The sequence below is a fragment of the Roseivivax isoporae LMG 25204 genome (genome assembly GCF_000521865.1).
In the GTDB taxonomy this organism is placed as follows: domain Bacteria; phylum Pseudomonadota; class Alphaproteobacteria; order Rhodobacterales; family Rhodobacteraceae; genus Roseivivax; species Roseivivax isoporae.
In genome coordinates, this window is record NZ_JAME01000002.1 from 57833 (window position 1) to 80506 (window position 22674).

26 protein-coding genes are annotated in these 22674 nt (G+C 69.5%); 13 read left to right on the forward strand and 13 right to left on the reverse strand.

The window, feature by feature from the left end:
• Positions 1–47: 47 nt before the first annotated feature.
• A complete protein-coding gene (locus RISW2_RS01380) occupies positions 48–1547 on the reverse strand; it encodes a CoA-acylating methylmalonate-semialdehyde dehydrogenase (RefSeq protein ID WP_043765604.1) in 1500 nt (499 codons plus the stop codon).
• A 113-nt stretch (positions 1548–1660) separates the two neighbouring features.
• On the opposite strand from RISW2_RS01380, the gene RISW2_RS01385 reads away from it, so the two are divergent.
• From RISW2_RS01385 to coaD, 3 genes are all read left to right on the forward strand, one after another.
• Positions 1661–2554, forward strand: coding sequence for a LysR family transcriptional regulator (locus RISW2_RS01385; RefSeq protein WP_043765606.1), 894 nt, complete (start codon positions 1661–1663; stop codon positions 2552–2554).
• A gap of 59 nt (positions 2555–2613) precedes the next feature.
• Complete coding sequence (locus tag RISW2_RS01390; protein ID WP_043765608.1) at positions 2614–3051, forward strand: CBS domain-containing protein; 438 nt, start codon at positions 2614–2616, stop codon at positions 3049–3051.
• Positions 3052–3129: 78 nt separating this feature from the next.
• Positions 3130–3633 (forward strand): pantetheine-phosphate adenylyltransferase, encoded by a 504-nt coding sequence (gene coaD, locus RISW2_RS01395; protein ID WP_043765610.1) that lies wholly within the window; start codon positions 3130–3132, stop codon positions 3631–3633.
• Here coaD and RISW2_RS25370 read toward each other — a convergent pair.
• Positions 3624–3782 (reverse strand): hypothetical protein, encoded by a 159-nt coding sequence (locus RISW2_RS25370; RefSeq protein WP_164490719.1) that lies wholly within the window; start codon positions 3780–3782, stop codon positions 3624–3626. The two genes, coaD and RISW2_RS25370, sit on opposite strands and share 10 nt — an antisense overlap.
• A gap of 184 nt (positions 3783–3966) precedes the next feature.
• Between RISW2_RS25370 and RISW2_RS24445 the strand changes: the two genes are divergently transcribed.
• Positions 3967–4179, forward strand: coding sequence for a hypothetical protein (locus RISW2_RS24445; protein WP_156943754.1), 213 nt, complete (start codon positions 3967–3969; stop codon positions 4177–4179).
• 34 nt (positions 4180–4213) lie between these two features.
• On the opposite strand, the gene RISW2_RS01400 is transcribed toward RISW2_RS24445, so the two are convergent.
• From RISW2_RS01400 to RISW2_RS01415, 4 genes are all read right to left on the reverse strand, one after another.
• Positions 4214–5185 (reverse strand): beta-ketoacyl-ACP synthase III, encoded by a 972-nt coding sequence (locus RISW2_RS01400; protein ID WP_043765612.1) that lies wholly within the window; start codon positions 5183–5185, stop codon positions 4214–4216.
• Positions 5182–6309, reverse strand: coding sequence for a phosphate acyltransferase PlsX (plsX, locus tag RISW2_RS01405; RefSeq protein ID WP_043765615.1), 1128 nt, complete (start codon positions 6307–6309; stop codon positions 5182–5184). The genes RISW2_RS01400 and plsX overlap by 4 nt, the downstream gene beginning before the upstream one ends.
• A 28-nt stretch (positions 6310–6337) precedes the next feature.
• Entirely contained in the window at positions 6338–6544 is a 207-nt protein-coding gene (gene rpmF, locus RISW2_RS01410; protein WP_043765618.1) for a 50S ribosomal protein L32, read from the reverse strand.
• A gap of 191 nt (positions 6545–6735) precedes the next feature.
• Entirely contained in the window at positions 6736–7305 is a 570-nt protein-coding gene (locus RISW2_RS01415; protein WP_043765620.1) for a YceD family protein, read from the reverse strand.
• 99 nt (positions 7306–7404) lie between these two features.
• Here RISW2_RS01415 and RISW2_RS01420 point away from each other — a divergent pair, with 99 nt between their 5' ends.
• The 8 genes from RISW2_RS01420 (at position 7405) to RISW2_RS01455 (ending at position 13337) form a co-directional block, all read left to right on the forward strand.
• Complete coding sequence (locus RISW2_RS01420) at positions 7405–7866, forward strand: outer membrane protein assembly factor BamE (RefSeq protein WP_043765621.1); 462 nt, start codon at positions 7405–7407, stop codon at positions 7864–7866.
• Positions 7867–7942: 76 nt separating this feature from the next.
• Positions 7943–8719 carry a GNAT family N-acetyltransferase gene (locus tag RISW2_RS01425; protein WP_051491734.1) on the forward strand — a complete coding sequence of 259 codons (777 nt, stop codon included), beginning with the start codon at positions 7943–7945 and terminating at the stop codon, positions 8717–8719.
• A 9-nt stretch (positions 8720–8728) separates the two neighbouring features.
• On the forward strand, positions 8729–10561 hold the full coding sequence (locus RISW2_RS01430) for an ABC-F family ATP-binding cassette domain-containing protein (protein ID WP_043765623.1): 1833 nt from the start codon (positions 8729–8731) through the stop codon (positions 10559–10561).
• A gap of 22 nt (positions 10562–10583) precedes the next feature.
• Entirely contained in the window at positions 10584–11189 is a 606-nt protein-coding gene (gene ccmA / locus RISW2_RS01435; protein ID WP_211238651.1) for a heme ABC exporter ATP-binding protein CcmA, read from the forward strand.
• Complete coding sequence (gene ccmB / locus RISW2_RS01440) at positions 11186–11842, forward strand: heme exporter protein CcmB (RefSeq protein WP_043765627.1); 657 nt, start codon at positions 11186–11188, stop codon at positions 11840–11842. The genes ccmA and ccmB overlap by 4 nt, the downstream gene beginning before the upstream one ends.
• 72 nt (positions 11843–11914) lie before the next feature.
• A complete protein-coding gene (locus RISW2_RS01445) occupies positions 11915–12643 on the forward strand; it encodes a heme ABC transporter permease (RefSeq protein ID WP_043765629.1) in 729 nt (242 codons plus the stop codon).
• Positions 12643–12795, forward strand: a complete 153-nt coding sequence (gene ccmD, locus RISW2_RS01450; RefSeq protein WP_425277782.1) for a heme exporter protein CcmD — start codon at positions 12643–12645, stop codon at positions 12793–12795. Before RISW2_RS01445 ends, ccmD begins: the two co-directional genes overlap by 1 nt.
• Positions 12792–13337 carry a DsbE family thiol:disulfide interchange protein gene (locus RISW2_RS01455; RefSeq protein WP_244437485.1) on the forward strand — a complete coding sequence of 182 codons (546 nt, stop codon included), beginning with the start codon at positions 12792–12794 and terminating at the stop codon, positions 13335–13337. Before ccmD ends, RISW2_RS01455 begins: the two co-directional genes overlap by 4 nt.
• A gap of 16 nt (positions 13338–13353) precedes the next feature.
• Here RISW2_RS01455 and RISW2_RS24450 read toward each other — a convergent pair whose 3' ends face one another.
• The 3 genes from RISW2_RS24450 to acnA all read right to left on the reverse strand — a co-directional run bounded on the left by RISW2_RS24450 (position 13354) and on the right by acnA (position 17947).
• The gene (locus RISW2_RS24450; RefSeq protein WP_156943755.1) at positions 13354–13494 is read right to left on the reverse strand and encodes a hypothetical protein; all 141 of its coding nucleotides are present in this window, start codon (positions 13492–13494) and stop codon (positions 13354–13356) included.
• A gap of 191 nt (positions 13495–13685) precedes the next feature.
• Positions 13686–14993, reverse strand: a complete 1308-nt coding sequence (locus RISW2_RS01460; protein WP_043765633.1) for a short-chain fatty acid transporter — start codon at positions 14991–14993, stop codon at positions 13686–13688.
• A gap of 164 nt (positions 14994–15157) precedes the next feature.
• On the reverse strand, positions 15158–17947 hold the full coding sequence (acnA, locus tag RISW2_RS01465) for an aconitate hydratase AcnA (RefSeq protein WP_043765635.1): 2790 nt from the start codon (positions 17945–17947) through the stop codon (positions 15158–15160).
• A gap of 240 nt (positions 17948–18187) precedes the next feature.
• Here acnA and RISW2_RS01470 point away from each other — a divergent pair, with 240 nt between their 5' ends.
• Entirely contained in the window at positions 18188–18889 is a 702-nt protein-coding gene (locus RISW2_RS01470; RefSeq protein ID WP_043765637.1) for a DUF1223 domain-containing protein, read from the forward strand.
• On the opposite strand, the gene RISW2_RS01475 is transcribed toward RISW2_RS01470, so the two are convergent.
• The 4 genes from RISW2_RS01475 to purB all read right to left on the reverse strand — a co-directional run bounded on the left by RISW2_RS01475 (position 18853) and on the right by purB (position 22647).
• A complete protein-coding gene (locus tag RISW2_RS01475) occupies positions 18853–19791 on the reverse strand; it encodes a lysophospholipid acyltransferase family protein (protein ID WP_043765639.1) in 939 nt (312 codons plus the stop codon). The two genes, RISW2_RS01470 and RISW2_RS01475, sit on opposite strands and share 37 nt — an antisense overlap.
• A gap of 77 nt (positions 19792–19868) precedes the next feature.
• Entirely contained in the window at positions 19869–20936 is a 1068-nt protein-coding gene (locus tag RISW2_RS01480) for a flagellar motor switch protein FliG (protein ID WP_043765642.1), read from the reverse strand.
• A gap of 135 nt (positions 20937–21071) precedes the next feature.
• The gene (locus RISW2_RS24455; protein ID WP_156943756.1) at positions 21072–21227 is read right to left on the reverse strand and encodes a hypothetical protein; all 156 of its coding nucleotides are present in this window, start codon (positions 21225–21227) and stop codon (positions 21072–21074) included.
• A gap of 112 nt (positions 21228–21339) precedes the next feature.
• Positions 21340–22647, reverse strand: coding sequence for an adenylosuccinate lyase (gene purB, locus RISW2_RS01485; protein ID WP_043765644.1), 1308 nt, complete (start codon positions 22645–22647; stop codon positions 21340–21342).
• Between the last annotated feature and the right edge of the window lie 27 nt (positions 22648–22674).

Consider the following 22674-nt stretch of genomic DNA (forward strand, 5'->3'; position numbering starts at 1 on the left):
CCGTCCGGCGCCGTCCCTGCTCGTGTTACCGGAACATGGGCCCGGTTTCAGTCCATGGCCCTGAAGTTGAACTCTCCGCCTTCCTTGATGCCCGACGGCCAGCGCGCGGTGACGGTCTTCGTCCGCGTGTAGAACTTGAAGCTGTCGGTGCCGTGCTGGTTCAGGTCGCCGAAGCCCGATTTCTTCCACCCGCCGAAGCTGTGATAGGCGAGCGGCACGGGGATCGGCACGTTCACCCCGACCATCCCGATGTTCACGCGGTTGGCGAAGTCGCGCGCGGTGTCGCCGTCGCGTGTGAAGATCGCGGTGCCGTTGCCGTATTCGTGGTCCATGGCAAGGCCGAGCGCCTCCTCGTAGCTGCCCGCGCGCACGGTCGACAGCACGGGGCCGAAGATCTCCTGCCGGTAGATGTCCATGTCGGGCGTCACGCGGTCGAAGAGGTGGGGGCCGACGAAGAAGCCGTCCTCGTAACCCTGGAGCGAGAAGTTCCGACCGTCGACCACGAGCTCCGCGCCCTGGTCGACGCCGGACTGGACGAGGCCCAGGATCTTCTCCTTCGCGGCGGCGGTCACCACCGGGCCGTAATCCACGTCGTCGCCCGCGGTGTAGGGGCCGACCTTCAGCTTCTCGATCCGCGGCACGAGTTTCTCGATCAGGCGGTCGGCGGCCTCGTCGCCCACGGGCACCGCCACCGAGATCGCCATGCAGCGTTCACCCGCGGCCCCGTAGCCCGCGCCAACCAGCGCGTCGGCGGCCTGGTCCATGTCGGCATCGGGCATGACGATCATGTGGTTCTTGGCGCCGCCGAAGCACTGCACGCGCTTGCCGGCCGCGCAGCCGCGCGAATAGATGTACTGCGCGATGGGCGTCGATCCGACAAAGCCGATCGACTGCACGACCTCGTGGTCGAGAAGCGCGTCCACCGCCTCCTTGTCGCCGTTCACGACCTGCAGCAGGCCCTTGGGCAGGCCAGCCTCCTCCATGAGCTCGGCCAGCATCAGCGGGCAGGACGGGTCGCGCTCGGACGGCTTCAGGATGAAGGCGTTGCCGCAGGCGAGGGCGGGCGCGAACATCCACATCGGGATCATGGCGGGGAAGTTGAACGGCGTGATGCCGGCGCAGACGCCGAGCGGCTGGCGCATGGAATACATGTCGATGCCGCGGCCCGCGTTGTCGGTATACTCGCCCTTCAGCAGGTGCGGCGCGCCGATGCAGAACTCGACCACCTCGAGCCCGCGCTGCACGTCGCCCTTGGCGTCGGGAAAGGTCTTGCCGTGCTCGCGGCTGATCGCCTCGGCGAGCTTGTCCATGTCGCGGTTCAGGAGCTCGACGAACTTCATCATCACGCGCGCGCGGCGCTGCGGGTTGGTCTCGGCCCAGGCGGGCTGGGCGGCAGCGGCAATCTCGACCGCGCGGTCGACCTCGGCCGCGCTGGCGAGCGGGGTGCGCGCCTGCACCTCGCCGGTGGCGGGGTTGAAGACATCGGCGAAACGGCCCGACGTGCCCGCGACGCGGGCCCCGTCGACGTAATGGGTAAGGTCCTGCATGAGATCCTCCTTCTCTGGTTGCGGGGACCATAGGCTTGCATTTTCGCCGGGCATAGCCGCAAGTTTTCAAAAGGGCTTTGCAGAAATGCCGGCACGCTGCCGGACGGGGGGACATGACCGACTGGGACGACCTGCGCATCTTCCTGGCCGTGGCGCGCGGCGAGAGCTTGTCGGCGGCGGGCCGGGCGCTGCGCCTCGACCCCGCCACGGTGGGCCGCCGGGTGGCGCGGCTCGAGCAGGACACCGGCGCGGCGCTGTTCGTGAAGGGCCCGCAGGGCTATGCGCTGAACGGTGCGGGGGAGCGCATGCTGCGCCACGCCGAGGCGGCCGAACAGGCCATGCAGGCCGCCGAGGAGGCGGTGGCGGGCGGCGCCGAGACGCTGTCGGGGCAGGTGCGCATCGGCGCGCCCGACGGCTGCGCGACCTTCGTGCTGCCGCAGGTCTGCGCCGCCATCGCCGACGAGAATCCCGATCTCGAGGTGCAGATCGTCGCGCTGCCCCGCGTCGTGAACCTGTCGAAGCGCGAGGCGGACATGGCAATCGCGGTCTCGGCCCCGACCGCCGGGCGGCTGACCGTGCAGAAGATCACCGACTACAAGCTGCACCTCGCCGCGTCGCGCGCCTATCTCGAGGCGCATCCGCCGATCCGCACGCTCGACGATCTGCGGGGACACCGCATGGTGGGCTACATTCCCGACATGATCTTCGACAAGGAACTGGATTATCTCGCGGATCTCGGGCTCGTGTCGGTGCCGCTCGCCTCGACCTCGGTCGCGGTGCAGTTCCGGTGGCTGCAGGCCGGGGCGGGTGTCGGGATCGTGCACGACTTCGCGCTGTCCTCGGGCAGCGATCTGGTGCGCGTTCTCCCCGAGGCGTTGTCGCTGACCCGCGCCTTCTACCTGGTGCGGCATGCGGACGACCGGCGGCTCGCGCGGCTCAACCGGTTCGCGGCACGGCTCGCCGATGGTGTCCGGCGCGAGGTGGCCGCCCTCGAAGGTAGGTCTTGACAGGAGCGGCCCCCGGCAAGGACGCTTCGGCCAGGCACTTCGCCGAAGGAGGCAAATCGATGCAGGTCCAGCACATCCTGAAGAGCAAGGCGGATGACGGCGTGGTCACCGTGCCGCCGGGCGCGACGATCGCCGAGGCGGCGCGCATCCTTGCCGAGCGCCGGATCGGCACCGTGGTCGTGTCCGAGGACGGAGAGACCGCCGAGGGCATCCTGTCCGAGCGCGACATCGTCCGCGTGCTCTCGCAGCGTGGCGCGGCGGTGATGGAGGCGCGCGTCTCCGAACACATGACGTCCAAGCTCGAGACCACCACCCGCGCGGAATCGGCCGACCAGGTCCTGTCGCGCATGACCGAGGGGCGGTTCCGCCACATGCCGGTGGTCGAGGAGGGCAAGCTCGTGGGCATCATCACCATCGGCGACGTGGTGAAGGCGCGCCTGACCGAGCTCGCCATGGAGAAGGACGCGCTCGAGGGCATGATCACCAGCAACTGGTGAGCAGTCGGCAAGAGACCGCTTGCATTCACTTGCGCAATATCGTTGCGTGCGACCCCAAGACGGCACGGAGGGCTGCGCATGCGAACCGGTCTCTACCCCGGGACGTTCGACCCGATCACGCTCGGGCATCTGGATATCATCCGCCGTGCCACGATCCTGGTGGATCGGCTGGTGATCGGCGTCGCCATCAATCGCGACAAGGGGCCGCTGTTCGACCTCGATGCGCGGGTGGCCATGATCGAGGCCGAGTGCGCCGAACTCGGTCGCGAGACCAGCACCGAGATCGTGGTGCACCCCTTCGAGAACCTGCTGATCGATTGCGCCCGCGACGTGGGGGCCGCGCTGATCGTGCGCGGCCTGCGCGCGGTCGCGGATTTCGAGTACGAGTTCCAGATGGTCGGCATGAACCGCACCCTCGATCATTCGATCGAGACCGTGTTCCTCATGGCCGAGGCGCGGCACCAGGCCATCGCCTCGAAGCTCGTGAAGGAGATCGCGCGTCTGGGCGGCGACGTGTCGAAATTCGTCACGCCCCGAGTGAACGCCGCGCTCAAGGAGCGCTTTGCCTGCGCTCAGCCGTAGATCGCGCTGCGTGCGACGGCCTTCTCGTCGCCGGCGATGTCGAGGTCGAGGCGCACGTCGAGCGGCGCCGCGCGCAGCTCCCTGAGGGTGCGGCGATAGGCTGCGCGCTTTTCGATGCGGGTGCGGAACGTGCTGAAGAGGCTGGTCATCGAGGGCCCCCTTTCGGTGTATGTGTGTGTCTGACTGTCGAGACCGAACCTAAGCATGCTGCGCCGCGGCACAACTTCGCGGTGGCAAGACCCGTCATGCACGCCGTGCAAGGCGCGCGTTAACCGTCCGGCAAGGTCCGCGCGTGCATGCTGTCCGCGCAGACCCGGTGTCAGGAGGTGTCGGATGGATCAGGTAACGGCCACGGGCGTGGCGCAGGCCCGCGTCGCGGGCCCGGCAACGGGGACACGTCAGCCGCCCGCCACCCGCGCCGATTTCGCGGCGGAGCTTGCGCGCGCGGCCCTTGCGGCGACGTCGCTGACCGTGGCATTTCGGGCACCCCCGGAGGTATCGAGCGCACCGCTGCCGCCCGCCGATGCGGTTTCTCCGAAAAGGTGAGGGGACGCGCGTCGGGCCGGGCCCGGGGCGGCGCCTACCAGCGCAGGACCACCGCGCCCCAGGCCAGCCCGCCGCCGATCGCCTCGGTCACGAGCAGGTCGCCCTTGCGGATCTGTCCGCGCGCCTGTCCCACCGAGAGCGCCAGCGGGATGGATGCGGCGGAAGTGTTGCCGTGATCCTGCACGGTGACCACCACGCGCTCCATCGGCAGGCCGAGCTTGCGCGCGGTGCCCTGGATGATGCGGATGTTGGCCTGGTGCGGCACGACCCAGTCCACGTCCTGTCCCGTGAGGCCGGCCTTGCCGAGCGCCGCCTCGGCGGTGTCGGCGAGCTTTTCGACCGCGTGGCGGAAGACCTCGCGGCCCTGCATCCGCAGGTGCCCGGTGCTTTGCGTGGACACGCCGCCGTCGACGTAGAGGATGTCGCGGTGACGGCCGTCCGAATGCAGGTCGGTCGACAGGACGCCGCGGTCCGACACGTCGCCGGTACCCGCCTGCGCCTCGAGCAGGAGCGCGCCGGCCCCGTCGCCGAACAGCACGCAGGTCGACCGGTCCGTCCAGTCCATGATGCGCGAGAACGTCTCGGCGCCGATCACGAGCACGCGGTTCACCTGGCCCGACACGATCAGCGCATGCGCGTTGGCCAGCGCGTAGACGAATCCCGCGCAGACCGCCTGCACGTCGAAGGCGAAGCCGCCGGTCATGCCGAGCTCGGCCTGCACCATGGTCGCGGCCGACGGAAAGGTCAGGTCGGCGGTCGAGGTCGCGAGGATGATGGCGTCGACATCCGCGGGCGTGCGTCCCGAATCGGCGAGCGCCGCGCGGGCGGCGCGGGCCGCCATGTCCGACGTGGTCTGGCCGTCCGCGGCGAAATGCCGTCGTTCGATGCCCGAGCGGGCCCGAATCCATTCGTCCGAAGTGTCGAGGGTCTTTTCGAACTCGGCATTCTCCACGATGCGATCCGGCAGGTAGTGGCCGCATCCCGCGACCACGGCACGTGTCGTCATGAGTGGGTTCCGTCCTTTCCGGTGGCCGGATCGGCCGCCTTGGGCGCATCGTGGGCAAGCTCCGCCGCGGATGCAACCCGCGCTGCCAGCCGGTCCGAAAAGCCCGATTCCGCCAGCCGGTAGGCCAGCTTGACCGCGGCCGAGATGCCGGTGGCATCGGCCGCGCCGTGCGACTTCACCACCGTGCCGTTGAGGCCGAGGAAGACGCCGCCGTTCACGCGGCGCGGATCGATTCGCTTCTGCAGGCGCTTGAGCGAGGTCAGCGCGAGCAGCGACGCGATCCGCGACAGGAAGGAATAGGCGAAGGCCTCGCGCAGCAGCGCGCCGATCAGGCTGGCCGTGCCCTCGCCGGTCTTGAGCGCGATGTTCCCGGTGAAGCCGTCGGTGACGATCACGTCGGCCCGGTCGCCGGGGATGTCGCCGCCCTCGACGAAGCCCACGAACTCGTAGTTCGCACCGCCCGCGCCCGCGGCCATCAGGTCGTGTGCCGCCTTGAGCTCGGCTCGGCCCTTGTGCTCCTCGGTGCCGACGTTCAGCAGCCCGACGCGCGGACGGTCGAGCGCCAGGCCGTTGCGGGCATAGGAGGCGCCCATCAGCGCGTATTGCAGCAGGTCCTCGGCGTCGGCGCGGATGTCCGCGCCCACGTCGAGCATGATGTTGAACCCGTGCGGATTGCGCGACGGCCAGAGCACGGCGATCGCGGGACGGTTCACGCCCGGCAGCTTGCGCAGGCGCACCATCGACAGCGCCATCAGCGCGCCGGTATTGCCGCAGCTCACCGCGACCGTCGCCTCGCCGTCCCGCACCGAATCGAGCGCCGACCACATGGAGGTCGACCGCCCGTGGCGCATGACCTGGCTCGGCTTGTCCGCCATGGTGACCACGTCGTCCGCCTGGCGGAACGTGCAGCGGCCCTCCAGGTGCCGCGCCACGCCCCGCTTGGAGGCGAGGCGCTTCAGCTCGGCGACGTCGCCGTGCAGGATGAACCGGATGTCGGGGTTCTTCTGCGCCGATTGCGCGATGCCGGCGATGACTGCGGACGGTCCCTGATCGCCGCCCATGGCGTCGATCGAGATCACCACAGGCTCCGAGCCCGCCGTGGACCGATCCTGTTCGGAAGTCATGTCACGCGGGCCTTCGGCCTTTGCTTGCTCAGGCGGCGTCTTCGTCCAGGTCGATCTCGTCGTTCGTCGCGACGACCTCGCGCTCGGCGTAGTGGCCGCAGGACGGGCAGACGTGATGCGGACGCTTCAGTTCGCCGCAATTGTCGCATTCGTTCGGGTTCGCCGCCACGAGTGCGTCATGCGCGCGCCGGTTGTTGCGGCGCGATTTGGAAACTTTGTTCTGTTGGACGGCCATGTCTCAACCTCGGTGCTGTTTCTGGCGGGCGCGCGGACGCTGTCCCCGGGTTTCGTCGTGTCGGAAATCACCGCGCTCATAGTGCGTGACGCCGGCCGGTGACAACCCTGAATCTGTCGTGAGGGCGCGAACATACGCGCGTTCTGTCCGAGCACAAGGGGAATCCGGCGCGCAGGCGGAATGTGGCGGCCTCAGTCCGCCTCGCCGTCGCCGTCCGCCATCCGATCGCGCAGTGCCGCGAGACCCGAGAACGGCTTCGTCTCCTCGGGGCGGATCGGCTCGGCCCCCTCGGGGCGCGCCTCGGCCTGGCCAAGATGCGCGCCGTCGGCGCGGGGATAGTCGGGCAGGGCAAGCGCCAGCGCCTCGGCCATGACGGCGGCGGGGTCGATGACGTCGGGCAGCGGCTCGGTCGTGTCGTCCTCGGGCATCTCCACCTCCGAACCCGGTTCGGGCTCGCCCAGGATGGCGGGCGGCAGGAAGGTGCGCACCACCTCGGTGTCGATCCGCGTGGTCACGGGATCGAGCGTCACGACGCAGGGCTGGACCACCGTCGCGCCGAGCTCGGCACGCAGCTCGAAGCCGCGCTTGCCGACGGGCCGAATCTCTCCGGCGAACCGCAGCTTGCGCACGCGGGTGATGCCGAGCGTCTCGGCAAGGGCGGCACAGGTGTCCGCGTCGGGGGCAACCTCGAACGCGGTCGGGACCGCCTGCGAGAGCTCTGCGGTGCGGAAGGGGCCGGGATGCGGATGGGATGCAGGCATTGAGGGTCGTGTTTTCCGTTACTTGATCGCTGGACGCCGAATGTATAATCGACATGAAGGAACGATGGCAGCCGGGTGCAAGGGCGTCGAGGGGCAGGAATGCAACGCAAGAGCTACGGGATCCGGCGTGTGGTGCCGTTGATCGCCGCACTCGCGCTCGCGGCGTGCAGCGCGCAGTACAGGAATCACGGCTACGTCCCGCGGGACGAGGACCTGGGCCAGATCGTGCCCGGGATCGACACGCGCGCCACCGTCGAGGAGGTCGTGGGCGTGCCCACCTCCTCGGGCGTGCTGAACGAGAGCGGGTTCTACTACATCTCCTCGGAGATGCGTCAGTTCGCCTGGCGCGCGCCCGAGGTGATCGACCGGGAGGTCGTCGCCATCAGCTTCGACGGCGCGGGCGTGGTCACCAACATCGAACGCTACGGGCTCGAGGACGGCAACGTGGTGCCGCTGTCGCGGCGCGTCACGCAATCGGGCGGCGGCGACATCAGCTTCATCCGCAAGCTCTTCGGCAATATCGGCCGGATCGGCACCGAGGGTCTTCTCGGCGGAAGCTGAGGCGCGGGCGCGTCCTGTCATGGTCGTGTCGCGGAACGGCGTCACATCCCGGCGCGGGCCACCATCGGGGAACGCGATGCTCAACTTGGTCAGGGGCCGCTACGCCGTGCGCACCGCCGCCGGGGAAGACGACGTGGCCCGGGCGCAGCGTCTGCGGCATCTGTGCTTTCGCGGCAACGATCGCGGACTGGATCGCGACGGGTTCGACCCCGTCTGCGTGCACGTCCTGATCGAGGAGCGCGCGACCGGGCGGCTCGTCTCGTGTTTCCGCCTGCTGCCGCTGTCGGGCGGGGCGGAGATCGAGGCGTCTTATGCCGCGCAGTTCTATGGCCTCGCGGGGCTGCGCGACTTCACGGGCCCGATGGTCGAGATGGGCCGCTTCTGCATCCATCCCGAGGCGCGCGATGCCGACATCCTGCGCGTCGCATGGGGCGCGCTCACGGCCTACGTGGACGGGCAGGGCGTCGAGCTCATGTTCGGCTGCGCGTCTTTCGCGGGGACGGACACCGCCGCCCATCTCGACGCCTTCGCGCTCCTCGGGGCGCGCCACCTCGCGCCGCGGCGCTGGCTGCCCCGGATCAAGGCGCCCGACGTCTTCCGCTATGCCCAGCGTCTGGCGTCGGTACCCGCCGACGCGCGCAAGGCCATGGCGGCGATGCCGCCGCTCCTGCGCACCTACCTCGCCATGGGCGGATGGGTCAGCGACCACGCGGTGGTCGACCGCGACCTCGACACGCTGCACGTCTTCACCGGGGTCGAGATCGGGCGCATCCCGCCGGCGCGCAAGCGGATCCTGCGGGCCGTCGCGGGGCGCGACGCCGGCGCCGTTGACGCGGCGCGCGCCGCGCGGTAGCGCGCAGGAATGGCACAGCCCCCCCTTCTGCAACTGACCGACATCTCGCTGACCTATGGCGGCGATCCCGTGTTCGACGGCCTCAGCCTCAACGTCCAGCCGGGCGACCGCGTCGCGCTCGTCGGCCGCAACGGGTCGGGGAAATCGACCCTGATGCGGGTGATGGCGGGCCTGACCGAAACCGACCGCGGCGACCGCGTGGTGCCGCCCGGGGCGACCGTCGGCTACATGGAACAGGACCCGGACCTGTCGGGCTACGAGACCCTCGGCGCCTTCGCGGCCTCGGGTCTCGACCCGGCCGAGGCGTACAAGGTGGAACGCGCGAGCGAGGGGCTGAAGTTCGACCCCGCGCGGACCGTGGCGACCGCCTCTGGCGGGGAGCGGCGGCGCGCGGCGCTGGCCAAGCTCATGGCCGAGGACCCGGACCTCATGCTGCTCGACGAGCCGACGAACCACCTCGACATCGAGGCGATCGGCTGGCTCGAGACTGAGCTGCGCGCCACGCGCAAGGCCTTCGTGCTCATCAGCCACGACCGGCGCTTCCTGACCGAGCTGACGCGGGCGACGCTCTGGATCGACCGCGGCGCGGTGCGCCGGTCCGAACAGGGCTTCGCGCATTTCGAGACCTGGCGCGACAAGGTGTGGGAGGACGAGGACACCCAGCGTCACAAGCTCGACCGCCGGATCAAGGCCGAGGCCCGCTGGGCGGTGGAAGGCATCAGCGCGCGGCGCAAGCGCAACATGGGCCGCGTGCGCGCGCTCCAGGACATGCGCGAGACGCGCGCCTCGATGATCCGCCGGCAGGGCACCGCGGCCATGGATCTCGCCTCCGGGCCGACCTCGGGCAAGCGCGTGATCGAGGCCGAGGGCCTCGCCAAGCGCTTCGGCGAGCGGACCATCCTGCGCGACTTCTCGCTGCGCGTGCTGCGCGGCGACCGGGTGGCCTTCGTCGGGCCGAACGGGGTGGGAAAGACCACGCTGATCCGCATGCTGACCGGCGAGATCGCCCCGGACGAGGGCACGGTGACACTCGGCACCAATCTCGTGCCGGCGGTGTTCGACCAGACCCGCGCCGCGCTCGATCCCGACATGACGCTCTGGGACAGCCTGACGGGCGACCCGGACATGCGGGTGTCGGGCAAGGCCGACCAGGTGCTGGTGCGCGGCGAGCCGAAGCACGTGGTGGCCTATCTCAAGGATTTCCTCTTCGACGAGCGGCGGGCGCGGGCGCCGGTGCGCTCGCTCTCGGGCGGCGAGAAGGCGCGGCTGCTGCTCGCCCGGCTCATGGCGCGCGAGTCGAACCTGCTTGTGCTCGACGAGCCGACGAACGACCTCGACGTCGAGACGCTGGACCTGCTGCAGGACCTGATCGGCGAATATGACGGCACGGTGATGCTCATCAGCCACGACCGCGACTTCCTCGACCGGGTGGCGACCACCACCGTGGCGATGGAGGGCGACGGTCTTGCGGTGGTCTATGCCGGGGGCTGGAGCGATTACCGCGCCCAGCGGGCCGAGGGGCAGGCCGAGGCCGCGCCCGCGCGTCCCGCGGCGAAACCGGCGACCGCGCCCAAGGTGGAGCCGAAGCCCGCGGCCGCGAGGAAATCCGCGGGTCTCAGCTTCACCGAGAAGCACCGCCTGCAGGCGCTGCCCGACGAGATCGCGCGGCTCGAGGCCGAGATCGGCAAGCTCAACCAGCTGCTGACCGATCCCGACCTCGCCCTGCGCGAGCCGGTGAAGTTCCGCAAGGCGACCGAGGCGCTGGCCGAACGCCAGTCGAAGCTCGACGCGGCCGAAACCGAATGGCTGTCGCTCGAGGAAAAGGCGGAGGCGGCGGAGTGACCGCGCGCCGCCCGTGAGCCTCCTGTCGGCCAGCGCGCTGTCGGTGTCGCGCGGCGGCGTGCCCGTGCTCGACGGCGTGTCCTTCACGCTCGGGGCCGGGCGCGCGCTGGTCCTGCGCGGTCCGAACGGGGCCGGCAAGACCACGCTCCTGCGCACCGTCGCGGGCCTGCAGCCGCCCACCGCCGGCGCGGTCGACGGAACCGACCGGGTGGCCTATGCCGGCCATGCCGACGGGCTGAAGGCGATGCTGAGCGTGTCCGAGAACCTGACCTTCTGGGCGGCCGTGTTCGCCACGCGCGGCATCGACGCGGCGCTCGACGCCTTCGAGCTGCGCGAACTCGCCGACCGTCCCGCGGGCACGCTGTCGGCCGGGCAGAAGCGGCGGCTGGGCCTCGCGCGGCTGCTCGTGACCGGGCGGCCGGTCTGGGTGCTGGACGAGCCGACAGTGTCGCTCGACACCGCCTCGGTCGCGCTCTTTGCCGAGGCGGTGCGCCGGCATCTCGGGCAGGGCGGCGCGGCGCTTGTCGCCACGCATATCGACCTCGGGCTGCCCGAGACCGACACGCTGGACGTGACGCCGTTCCGGGCGGCGCCGCGCGCGGCGGTGCAGGACGAGGCGTTCCTGTGATCGCGCTCCTCCTGCGCGATCTGCGGCTCGCCGTGCGCGCGGGCGGCGGCTTCGGTCTCGGGCTCGCCTTCTTCCTCATCGTGGTTGTGCTGGTGCCCCTGGGCGTCGGTCCGGAGACCGCGCTCCTGTCCCGGATCGCGCCCGGCATCCTCTGGATCGGCGCGCTGCTTGCCTGCCTCCTGTCGCTCGACCGGATCTTCGCGCTCGACCGCGAGGACGGCACGCTCGACCTCCTCGCCACCGCGCCCCTGCCGATGGAGGGGATCGCCGCGGTCAAGGCGCTGGCCCACTGGATCACCACCGGGCTGCCGCTCGTCCTCGCGGCACCGGTGCTGGGAGTCCTGCTGAACCTGCCGGCCGGGGGCTTCGCCTGGCTCTTCCTGTCGCTCCTTCTCGGCACGCCGGCGCTGTCGGTGATCGGCACCTTCGGCGCGGCGCTGACCGTGGGGCTGAAGCGCGGGGGGCTCCTTCTGTCGCTGCTCGTCCTGCCGCTCTACGTGCCGACGCTCATCTTCGGGGCCGAGGTCGCGCGCCGCGGCGCCGAGGGGCTCGCGGTCGAGGCGCCGCTGCTGCTGCTCGCGGGCGTCAGTCTCGGCGCGCTGGCGCTCCTGCCCTTCGCCTCGGCCGCGGTGCTGCGCGTCACGCTGCGCTGACCGGTCGGCTGGACATTCCGCGCCGGGACATGTGATTTGGTGCATGGGTCCGCAGCACGTAGAGGAGCGTCCATGTCGCTTTGGGAATACGCCAATCCGGTGCGCTTCATCCGTTTCACGGATCGCGTGCTGCCGCCGCTCGCGGTGCTGGCGGTGGTCTGCCTCGTGGTCGGCCTGATCTGGGGCTTCTTCTTCACCCCCGACGACTACCGGCAGGGATCCACGGTCAAGATCATCTACCTGCACGTGCCCGCGACGCTCATGGCGATCAACGCGTGGCTCATGATGCTGGTGGCCTCGATCATCTGGATCGTGCGGCGGCACCATGTCTCGGCGCTGGCGGCCCGTGCGGCGGCCCCGGTGGGCGCGACGATGACGGTGATCGCGCTTGCGACCGGCGCGATCTGGGGCCAGCCCATGTGGGGCACCTGGTGGGCCTGGGACCCGCGGCTCACGTCCTTCCTGATCCTGTTCCTCTTCTACCTCGGCTACATGGCCCTGTGGGAGGCGATCGAGAACGACGACACCGCGGCGGACCTCACCTCGATCCTCTGCCTCGTGGGCTCGGTCTTCGCGCTCCTGTCGCGCTACGCGGTGAATTTCTGGAACCAGGGCCTGCACCAGGGCGCGTCGCTGTCGCTCGACAAGGAGGAGAACGTGGCGGATGTCTTCTATTTCCCGCTGCTCGTGTGCATCGCGGGGTTCGTGCTCCTGTTCGTGGCACTCGTCTTCCTGCGCACGCAGACCGAGATCCGGGCCCGGCGGACCCGGGCGCTCATCGCGCGCGAGAGGGCGGCATGATGCCCGATCTCGGTGATTACGCGGGCGCGGTGCTGTCGGCCTATGCCGTCTCGCTGGGCCTTATCGTGGGGCTGGTGGTGCTGAGCCTCTGGCGCGCCCGCCGAGTCCGCGCGGCGCTCGACAAGGTGGAAAGACGGGGACGCCGAACATGAAGTTCAAGCCGCTCATGGTGCTGCCGCCCCTGATCTTCGCGGCCTTCGCGGGGCTTGCGTATGTGGGCATGTATCGCGAGGATCCGCAGGGCCTGCCCTCGACCCGCGTCGGCCAGCCGGCACCCGCCATCACGCCCGAGGCGCTGACCGGCTACCCGCCCGTGGGGCAGGAGATGCTGGCCTCCGGCGAGGTGACGCTCGTCAACTTCTGGGCCAGCTGGTGCCCGCCCTGCCGCGCCGAGCATCCGAAGCTTCTGGAATATGCGGGCGACGGCATCCGCATCGTCGGCGTGAACTTCAAGGACCAGTCGAACGCGGCGCTGACCTACCTGCGCGACGAGAGCAATCCCTTTGCCGCGGTCGCGTTCGATCCGCAGGGACGCACCGCCATCGACTGGGGTGTCACGGCGCCGCCCGAGACCTTCATCGTCGACGGCGACGGCACCGTGCTGTTCCGTTTCCAGGGACCGCTCGTGGGCTCCGATTACGAGCAGCGCTTCGTCCCCGCGCTCGAGGAGGCGCTGAGGGACGCGTCGTCCTGATCCGGCCGGCGGGGAGCTAGCGGGTGCAGCCGTCGTGGCTGAGCGTCACGCAGGCGGGATCCGCGGCCGTCTCGACCGAGGTCTCGCTCGCCGCGTAGGCGCCGAGCACGGTCAGCACGACCAGCGCGGCGGCCTGGATCAGGGTGAGGAGTTTCATGCTGCTCTGCCACTTCATTGCGACGACCTCCGCTCAGATGGGGGCTTTTGCCCTCATTGGTAGGCCCGCGGGCGCGGCGTGTCGTCTCACGTGGACGTGACGGAGGGGCGGGCGCGGCGGAAACCGGCCGGTTGCCGAAACAACCGGCCGGCTCGTGCAACACTGCCCGCCGTGCGGGCGCGCGCCGAAGCTCAGAGCAGGGTCAGGCCCGCCCCGATGATGAGGCCCGACAGGATCAGGTGCATGGTGCAGAAGCCCATGATGTCCTTGGCGCGCAGCCCCGCGATGCCGAGGATCGGCAGGGCCCAGAACGGCTGCACCATGTTCGTCCACGCGTCGCCCCAGGCCACCGCCATGGCCGCGCGGGCCGGGTCGAGGCCGAGCGCCTCGGCCGCGGGCAGGATGACCGGCGCCTGCACCGCCCACTGGCCGCCGCCAGAGGGCACGAAGAAGTTCACGATGCCCGCCGACAGGAACGACCAGAGCGGCAGCGTGGTCGTCGAGGCGAAGCCCACGAGCCCTTCCGAGATCGCGGCGGCGAGGCCCGACTGCACCATGATCGCCATGATCCCGGCGTAGAACGGGAACTGGATGACGATGCCCGCGCCGCCGCGCACCGCCTGGCTGAGCGAGGCGAGAAGGTTCGCGGGCGTGCCGTGCAGGATGATCGCGAGCGTCAGGAAGAGGAAGTTGATGACGTCGAGCGTGAGCCCGCCGCCGGTGGCGAAATGCTGGATCAGCCAGGCCGCGCCGCCCGCTCCGATAAGGCCGGCGAGGATGCGGCTCTGCTCGGCGCGCTCGGCCGGTGTCCGGGCCGGCGGGATGTCCGTCTCGCCCTGGTCGAGAAGCGCGCGGTCGACCAGCACCCGGTCCTCGTCGCGCGGCATCATCGCGCGGTTGATGAGCGGCACCGCGATGAACAGCGCCACCACGATGGCGAGGTTGTAGAAGGCGAAGATCGTCTCGGACGTGGGCACCACGCCGATCTGGTCGGCGAAGGGATGCCCCTCGGTCGCGATCGACAGCGGGATCGACCCGGCAAGCCCGCCATGCCAGACGATGAAGCCCGAATAGGCCGAGGCGACCAGCAGGCGGTAATCCACCTCGATCTTGCGCGCGAGTTCCTTGGCGAACAGCGCGCCGACCACGAGGCCGAAGCCCCAGTTGATCCAGGACGCGGCCAGCGACACGACGCTGACCAGCAGGATCGCCCCGCCGGCACTGTCGGCGAAGCCCGCGAGCGTCGCGAGGCCGCGGCGCACGAGCGGCGTCGACGCCATCATGTAGCCCGTCACGAGCACGAGAAGCATCTGCATCGAGAACTGCAGCAGCGACCAGAACCCGTCACCCCACATGGTGACCACGGCCAGGGGCGTCGTGCCCTGCGTCAGCATCGCGGCGAGCGCGGCGACGAGCGTCAGCACCAGCACGAACACGAACGGGTCGGGCAGGTAGCGGTCCATCAGCCGCACGAGCGGCCGCGACAGGACGTTGAGCATGGATTTCCTCCTCTGATCTCCCTCGACGTGCCGGCCGGCCGGCACGTCGCATCATTGTCGAACGCCGGGTGCGCGATCCGGTTCTGGGCCCGGATGCCTCCCGCGCAAACGCAAACGGCCCCCCGGGGATCGCCCGGGGGGCCGTTCATTCAGCCGTGGCGCGCTCAGGCGGCCTTGGCGAGGTGGCGCAGCACGTAGTGCAGGACGCCGCCATGCTTGACGTAGTCGACCTCGATCGCCGTATCGATGCGGCACTTCAGGGTGATGTCCTTGGTGCTGCCGTCCTCGAAGGTGATCGTGCAGGGCACATCGGCACCCGGGGTCACGTCATCGAGCCCGTGGATCGACACGGATTCCTTGCCGGTGAGGCCCAGCGAGGTGCGCGTGTCGCCGTTCTTGAACTCGAACGGGATGACGCCGAAGCCCACGAGGTTCGAGCGGTGGATGCGCTCGAAGCTTTCCGCGATCACCGCCTTGACGCCGAGGAGCGCCGTGCCCTTGGCGGCCCAGTCGCGCGAGGAGCCCGCGCCGTACTGTTCGCCGCCGAAGATCACGAGCGGCGTGCCCTGCTCCTGGTAGGCCATGGCCGCGTCGTAGATCGACGTCTGGTTGCCCTCGGGATCGAGCGTGTAGCCGCCCTCGACGCCGTCCAGCATCTCGTTGCGGATGCGGATGTTGGCGAAGGTGCCGCGCATCATCACCTCGTGGTTGCCGCGGCGCGAGCCGTAGGAGTTGAACTCGCGCGGGGCGACCTGCCGCTCGACCAGGTACTGGCCGGCGGGTGTCGTCTCCTTGAACGAACCCGCGGGCGAGATGTGGTCGGTGGTGATCATGTCGCCGAGGATCGCCAGCACGCGGGCGTTCTCGACATTGGTGATCTCGCCCGGCTCCTGGCTCATGCCCTGGAAATAGGGCGGGTTCTGCACGTAGGTGGACGAGGCCGGCCAGTCGTAGGTCTCGGCATCGGTGGTCTCGACCGAGCGCCACTTCTCGTCGCCCTTGAACACGTCGGCATATTTCGACTGGAAGCTCTCGCGCGTCACCGTCTCCTCGACGAGATCGGCGATCTCCTTCTGGCTCGGCCAGATGTCCTTGAGGTAGACCTCGTTGCCGTTCTTGTCGGTGCCGATCGGGTCGTTGGCGATGTCGACGTTCATGTCGCCCACCAGCGCGTAGGCCACCACGAGCGGCGGCGAGGCCAGGTAGTTGGCACGCACGTCGGGGCTGATGCGGCCCTCGAAGTTGCGGTTGCCCGACAGGACCGAGGTCGCGATCAGGTCGTTGTCCGAGATGCACTTCGAGATCTCGGGCGCGAGCGGGCCGGAATTGCCGATGCAGGTGGTGCAGCCGTAGCCCACCAGGTTGAAGCCGACCGCGTCGAGGTCCTCCTGCAGGCCCGCGGCCTCGAGGTAGGCGGACACGACCTGGCTGCCCGGGGCGAGCGAGGTCTTGACCCACGGCTTGCGGTCGAGGCCCAGTTCGCGCGCCTTGCGCGCCACGAGGCCCGCGCCGATCATCACGTAGGGGTTCGACGTGTTGGTGCACGAGGTGATCGAGGCGATCACCACCGAGCCGTCATGCAGCTGGAACTCGACGTCGTTGCCGTCGATGTCCTTCATGCGCACGTGGCCGCGCTTGTGGCTGCCGGTGTCGCCGGGGATCTGCTGCGGCTCGGGCATGCCGCCTTCGCCTTCCCAGCGGACCTCTTCCTTGGCGTCGGCGTCCTTGGCCTTGCGCTGGCCTTCCACGTAGGCGTGGAACGTCTTGGCCGCCTCGTCGAGGTTGACGTGGTCCTGCGGACGCTTCGGGCCCGAGATCGCGGGCTTCACCGTGCCCATGTCGAGCTCGAGCGTGTCGGTGAACACGGGCTCGGCGCCCGGTTCCCGCCACATGCCCTGGGCCTTGGCGTAGGCCTCGACCAGCGCGATGCGATCCTCGTCGCGGCCGGTCTGGCGCAGGTAGCGCAGCGTCTCGTCGTCGATCGGGAAGAAGCCGCAGGTCGCGCCGTACTCGGGCGCCATGTTGCCGATCGTCGCGCGGTCGGCGAGCGGTACGTTGTCGAGCCCGTCGCCGTAGAATTCCACGAACTTGCCGACGACGCCCTTCTGGCGGAGCATCTGCACCACCTTCAGCACGAGGTCGGTCGCCGTGGTGCCCTCGGGCATCGCGCCGGTCAGCTTGAAGCCGACGACCTCGGGGATCAGCATCGAGATCGGCTGGCCCAGCATGGCCGCTTCGGCCTCGATCCCGCCGACGCCCCAGCCGAGAACCGCCGCGCCGTTCACCATGGTGGTGTGGCTGTCGGTGCCGACCAGCGTGTCGGGATAGGCCACGGTGTCACCGTTCTGGTCGGTATCGGTCCAGATCGTCTGCGCCAGGTATTCGAGGTTCACCTGGTGGCAGATGCCGGTGCCCGGCGGCACGACGCGGAAGTTGTTGAACGCCTTCTGGCCCCACTTGAGGAAGGTGTAGCGTTCGATGTTGCGTTCGTATTCGCGGTCCACGTTCATCTGGAACGCGCGCGGATTGCCGAACTCGTCGATCATCACCGAGTGGTCGATCACGAGGTCGACGGGGTTCAGCGGGTTGATCTTCTGCGGGTCGCCGCCGAGCGCCTTGATGCCGTCGCGCATCGCGGCCAGGTCGACGACCGCCGGCACGCCGGTGAAGTCCTGCATCAGCACGCGGGCGGGGCGGTAGGACAGCTCGCGGTCGCCCTTGCCGCCGTTCTTGGCCCAGTCCGAGAACGCCTTGATGTCCTCGGTGACGACGGTCTTGCCGTCCTCGTAGCGCAGCATGTTCTCGAGCACGACCTTCAGCGACATGGGCAGGCGCGAGAAGTCGCCGAGCCCGGCCTTTTCGGCCGCCGCGATGGAATAGTAGGAGACCGTCTGGCCGCCCGCGTCGAGCGTCTGGCGCGTCTTGGAGGTGTCCTGGCCTACAGTGATGGGCATATGATGCCTCCCTGAAAATGCTTGGAGAGAACGGTACTCGTTGAGAGGGTTCTGCCCCAGGTCGAGTCGCCGTTCAAGGGGTGGTCGCGCGTTGTATACCATCGTGCACATTGCGTCGCAAGATGGTCCCGGGCCATAAGGGCAGGGCGGGGGCACGCGCTCTCTCAAAACCTTGATTGGTCATTTCAATGACCGTTGTCTAATCGAAACGGGCCTGAACGGTCCGGGGAAACCTTTCGCATGCGCCTGTCGGCCTTCCGCCTCTTCGCTGTCTGCGCGTCGCTCATGGCCAGCGCCGCACCCGCCGAGGAGGCACGACCGGTCGTCGTGGAACTCTTCACCTCCCAGGGCTGCTCGTCCTGTCCGCCGGCCGACGCGCTCCTGCACGAGCTCGGCCAGCGCGACGACGTGATCGCTCTCGCGCTTCATGTCGATTACTGGGACTACATCGGCTGGAAGGACAGCTTTGCCGAGGCGCGGTTCACCGAGCGGCAGAAGGGCTATGCCACCGCTGCCGGCCGCACCTCCATCTACACGCCGCAGATGGTGGTGAACGGGGTGCACGACGTGGTCGGCAACCGCCCCAAGGACGTCGCCAAGCTGATCGAGAAACACCGTGCGAAGGCGTCGCCGGTGACGCTCGACATCGCGCGCGAGGGCGAGATGCTGCGCATCGCCGCCGACACCACGCGGCCGGTGGGGCCGGTGCATGTCTATCTCGTGCGCTACGATCCCGAGGAATCGGTGCGCATCAAGCGCGGCGAGAACGCGGGCAAGCGGCTGACCTATTCCTACATCGTGACCGACTGGGACGTGGTGGGGATCTGGGACGGCACGGCGCCCTACCTCGAATCCGTGCCGCTGACCGGGGCCGAGCCCGCGGTCGTCCTGGTGCAGCAAAAGGGTTACGGCGCGGTGCTGGCGGCAGCGCGCTTGCGCTGACGGCGCTCCTGGCGCTCGGGCTTCCAGCGGCGGTGGATCCAGAACCATTGTGCGGGATCGGCGATGACCCGCGCCTCGAGCCGCCGCGTCGCCTCGCGCATCATCTCGACCGGGTCGCCGTGCGGAACGGGCGCCTCGAACACCGCCTCGAACCTGATCCCGTCGGGCTGCCGGATGCCGAAGAACGGCACCATCAGCGCTCCGGTCCGCAGCGCGATCTCGGCTGCCGAGGTCAGCGTCGGCGCGGGCCGGCCGAGGAAGTCGATGGGCACGCCCTTGCCGGAATAGAGGTCGAAGAGCAGGACGCCCGCGCCGCCCTGCTGGATGTGCCGCAGGAGGCCCATGGTCCCGCGCCGCCCCTGTTCGAAGACCGGGCCGGACAGCGCGTGCATGTTGCGCGCGTAATGGTCGTTGAAGAACGGGTTCGACATGGGCCGGTAGAGCCCGCCGATCTGCCAGCCGCGTGCCACCAGCGCCGCCCGCGGCGCCTCGAAGTTCCCGTAATGCCCGGTGACGAACAGGATGGGCTTGCCCTCCGCGCGCGCGGCCTCGATCTCGGGCAGGCCGTCGCCCGTCACGGTCGCGTCGCGCATCCGGTCGCGCAGGCCGTCGACGTCGTAGTTCTCGATCATCGTGCGGCCGGCATTGTCGGCGACCCGGCGGGCGAGGGCGCGCCGCTCCGCCGCCGGCATGTCGGGCCAGACATGGGCGAGGTTCGCCTCGGCCCGCGCGCGGTAGCCGGCGATCGGCGCCACGACGCGCGAGACGAGCCAGCCCATGAGCCTCAGGCGCATCCCGAGCGGCAGCGCGAGGCAGAGCGCGATCCAGCCGCGCAGCACGCGGTCGGTGATCCAGTCCGCGAGGCTGCCGTCGGAAATGTCCTCGTCGTCCTTGCCTGCCACGCGCGCTCCCCGTCCTTCATCGGTGGGACCACATAGGCAGGCCGCGGCGCAAGCTCAAGCCGCGCGGGGCGGGGGCGTCACGCCTCCTCGGGCTCGACCAGCGTGACCTCGCCGCTCGCCACCATGGCGCGGATGCGGTCGATCACCGTGCGGAACGCGGCCTCGGCGTCCCGCGGCTTGACCTCGCCGCGGTCGGCGGCCTCCTCTCCCAGCGCGGCGGCGACGCGTTTCGACATGTTGGCCAGCAGGAAGTCCGCGGCGGGGCGCAACTCGTCGCTCTTCGCCGCGGCGAGCGCGGTGACGAGCGCGCCGTTGTCGATCTCGCGCACGATGCGGGGCACGTCCGCGGGCGAGATCCGCGCGGGAATGTGCGCGAAGGTGAAGATGGCGCGCCGCACGGCCTCGGCGAAGGGGCGGTCGGTTTCATCGAGCCCCTCGAGCACGTCGTCGCGGGTGCGGTCGCTCGAGTAGTTGAGGATCGCGCCGACCCGTTCCGGCGGCGCGTTGGTGAACGCGCGCGCGGGCTCGGCGTCGATCTGCGCGGCCAGCGACAGTCCGATCCGGTCGACCGTGTCGGGAGTGACGCCGGCCGTCTGCGACATGGCGTAGGCGATGCGCCGCGCCTTCGGCCCGGGCAGGCGGTTGAGCACCTGCGCGGCCTTGCCGACCTCGATCTTGGACAGCAGCACCGCCGCGATCTCGGTGCTTTCCGACAGCACGAAGCGTTCCAGCCGGTCGACGGTCTGCGCGTTGATGCACGTCCAGGGATCGCCCATCTGCCGCACGCCCGCCTCCTTGCGCAGGCGGCGCGCGGTGTGCGGGCTGATCTTGCCCTCGAGAAGGTCGAGCGCCCCGGCGATCCCGCCCGGGAAGGACAGTCCGACCGCGTCGAGCTCGTCTGCGAATTCGCGGATCACCGCGTTGAGCGTGGCGCGGTCGACATAGCGCATGGCGCCCAGTTCGTGCGTCAGCTGTTCCTGCAGGTCGTCGGGCAGCGACGAGAGCGGCACGTCGGCGCCCTCGTTCAGGATGAACTGCACGACGATGGCGGCCTTGGCGCGGCGGGACAGCCCGCCCGGGCCCGACCGGCGCGAGGCGGGCAGGCCGGGACCGGGAAGCGCGGCGAAGGGAACGGGTGCGGACATGGACGGAACGGCTCCTGCGGCACAAGCAGGGCCGGTTCTAGGACCCGAACCTTAAGATCCGCTTGCCCGGGCCCCGGCACGCGAAAGGGGGCGGCCGCGTCCGGCCGCCCCCCTGATCCGGCGCTCCGCGCGGGGTCAGCTGTTGACCACCACGCAGGTGTTGCTGTCGGCGTCGTAGACCGAACCCGCGGCGCAGGTCATGGCCTGTTTCGACCAGTTGCATTCCGCGGCGGCGGGCAGCGCGGCCCCGGCGGCCATCGCGGCCGCGAGAACGAAGGTCCTGAACTTCATCGCATCTCTCCTCTGGACGACACGCGGGACGGTAACACGGGTTGACGCAGGGTCAAAAAGCCCGCGCCTCGCGCATCCTCACGAAAGCGAGAGGTGCCGATCCAGCAGGCGGTCAGGCCTCGCCGAAGACGCGGCGGAAGATCGTGTCCACGTGTTTCGTGTGGTAGCCGAGGTCGAACTTCTCGGCGATCTCGTCGGCCGACAGGACCGCGGTGACCTCGGCGTCCGCCAGGAGCTCGGTCTGGAAATCGGCACCCTGTTCCCAGACCTTCATCGCATTGCGTTGCACGAGGCGATAGGCGTCCTCGCGGCTGACGCCCGCCTGGGTCAGGGCGAGCAGCACGCGCTGCGACATCACGAGCCCTTTGAACTGGTTCATGTTCCGCATCATGTTCTCGGGGTAAACCACGAGTTTCTCAACGACATTCGTCAGGCGCGCCAGCGCGAAGTCGAGCGTGACGGTGGTGTCGGGTCCGATGTTGCGCTCGACCGAGCTGTGCGAGATGTCGCGCTCGTGCCAGAGCGCCACGTTCTCCATCGCCGGGACCACTGCCATGCGCACGAGCCGCGCGAGGCCGGTCAGGTTCTCGGTCAGGACCGGGTTGCGCTTGTGCGGCATGGCCGAGCTGCCCTTCTGCCCGGCCGAGAAGAATTCCTCGGCCTCCAGCACCTCGGTGCGCTGCATGTGGCGGATCTCGATCGCGATGTTCTCGATCGAGGACGCGATGACGCCCAGCGTGGCGAAGAAGGCGGCGTGCCGGTCGCGCGGGATCACCTGGGTCGAGATCGGCTCGGGCACGAGGCCGAGCTGCGCGCAGACATGCTCCTCGACATGCGGATCGATGTTGGCGAAGGTGCCGACCGCGCCGGAAATCGCCCCGGTCGCAACCTCCTGGCGGGCGGTCTTCATGCGCGTGAGGTTGCGGTCCATCTCGGCGTAGAAGCGCGCGAAGGTCAGGCCCATGGTCGTGGGCTCCGCGTGGATACCGTGCGAGCGGCCAATGCGCACGGTGTCCTTGTGCTCGAGCGCGCGGCGCTTGAGTGCGGCCAGCAGCGCCTCGAGATCGGCGATCAGGATGTCGGCGGCGCGCACGAGCTGGATGTTGAACGTGGTGTCGAGCACGTCCGACGACGTCATGCCCTGGTGCACGAAGCGCGCCTCGTCCGAGCCCACGATCTCGGCGAGATGCGTCAGGAACGCGATCACGTCGTGCCGCGTCACCGCCTCGATCTCGTCGATGCGGGCCACGTCGAACTCGACGTCGCGCGCCTTCCAGACGGCCTCGGCATTGGCCTTGGGAATCACGCCGAGCTCGGCCTGGGCATCGCAGGCATGCGCCTCGATCTCGAACCAGATGCGGAACTTCGTCTCCGGTGCCCAGATCGCGACCATGTCGGGGCGGGAATAGCGGGGGATCATGGAACCGGACCTTTCGCAGCTTGTTCT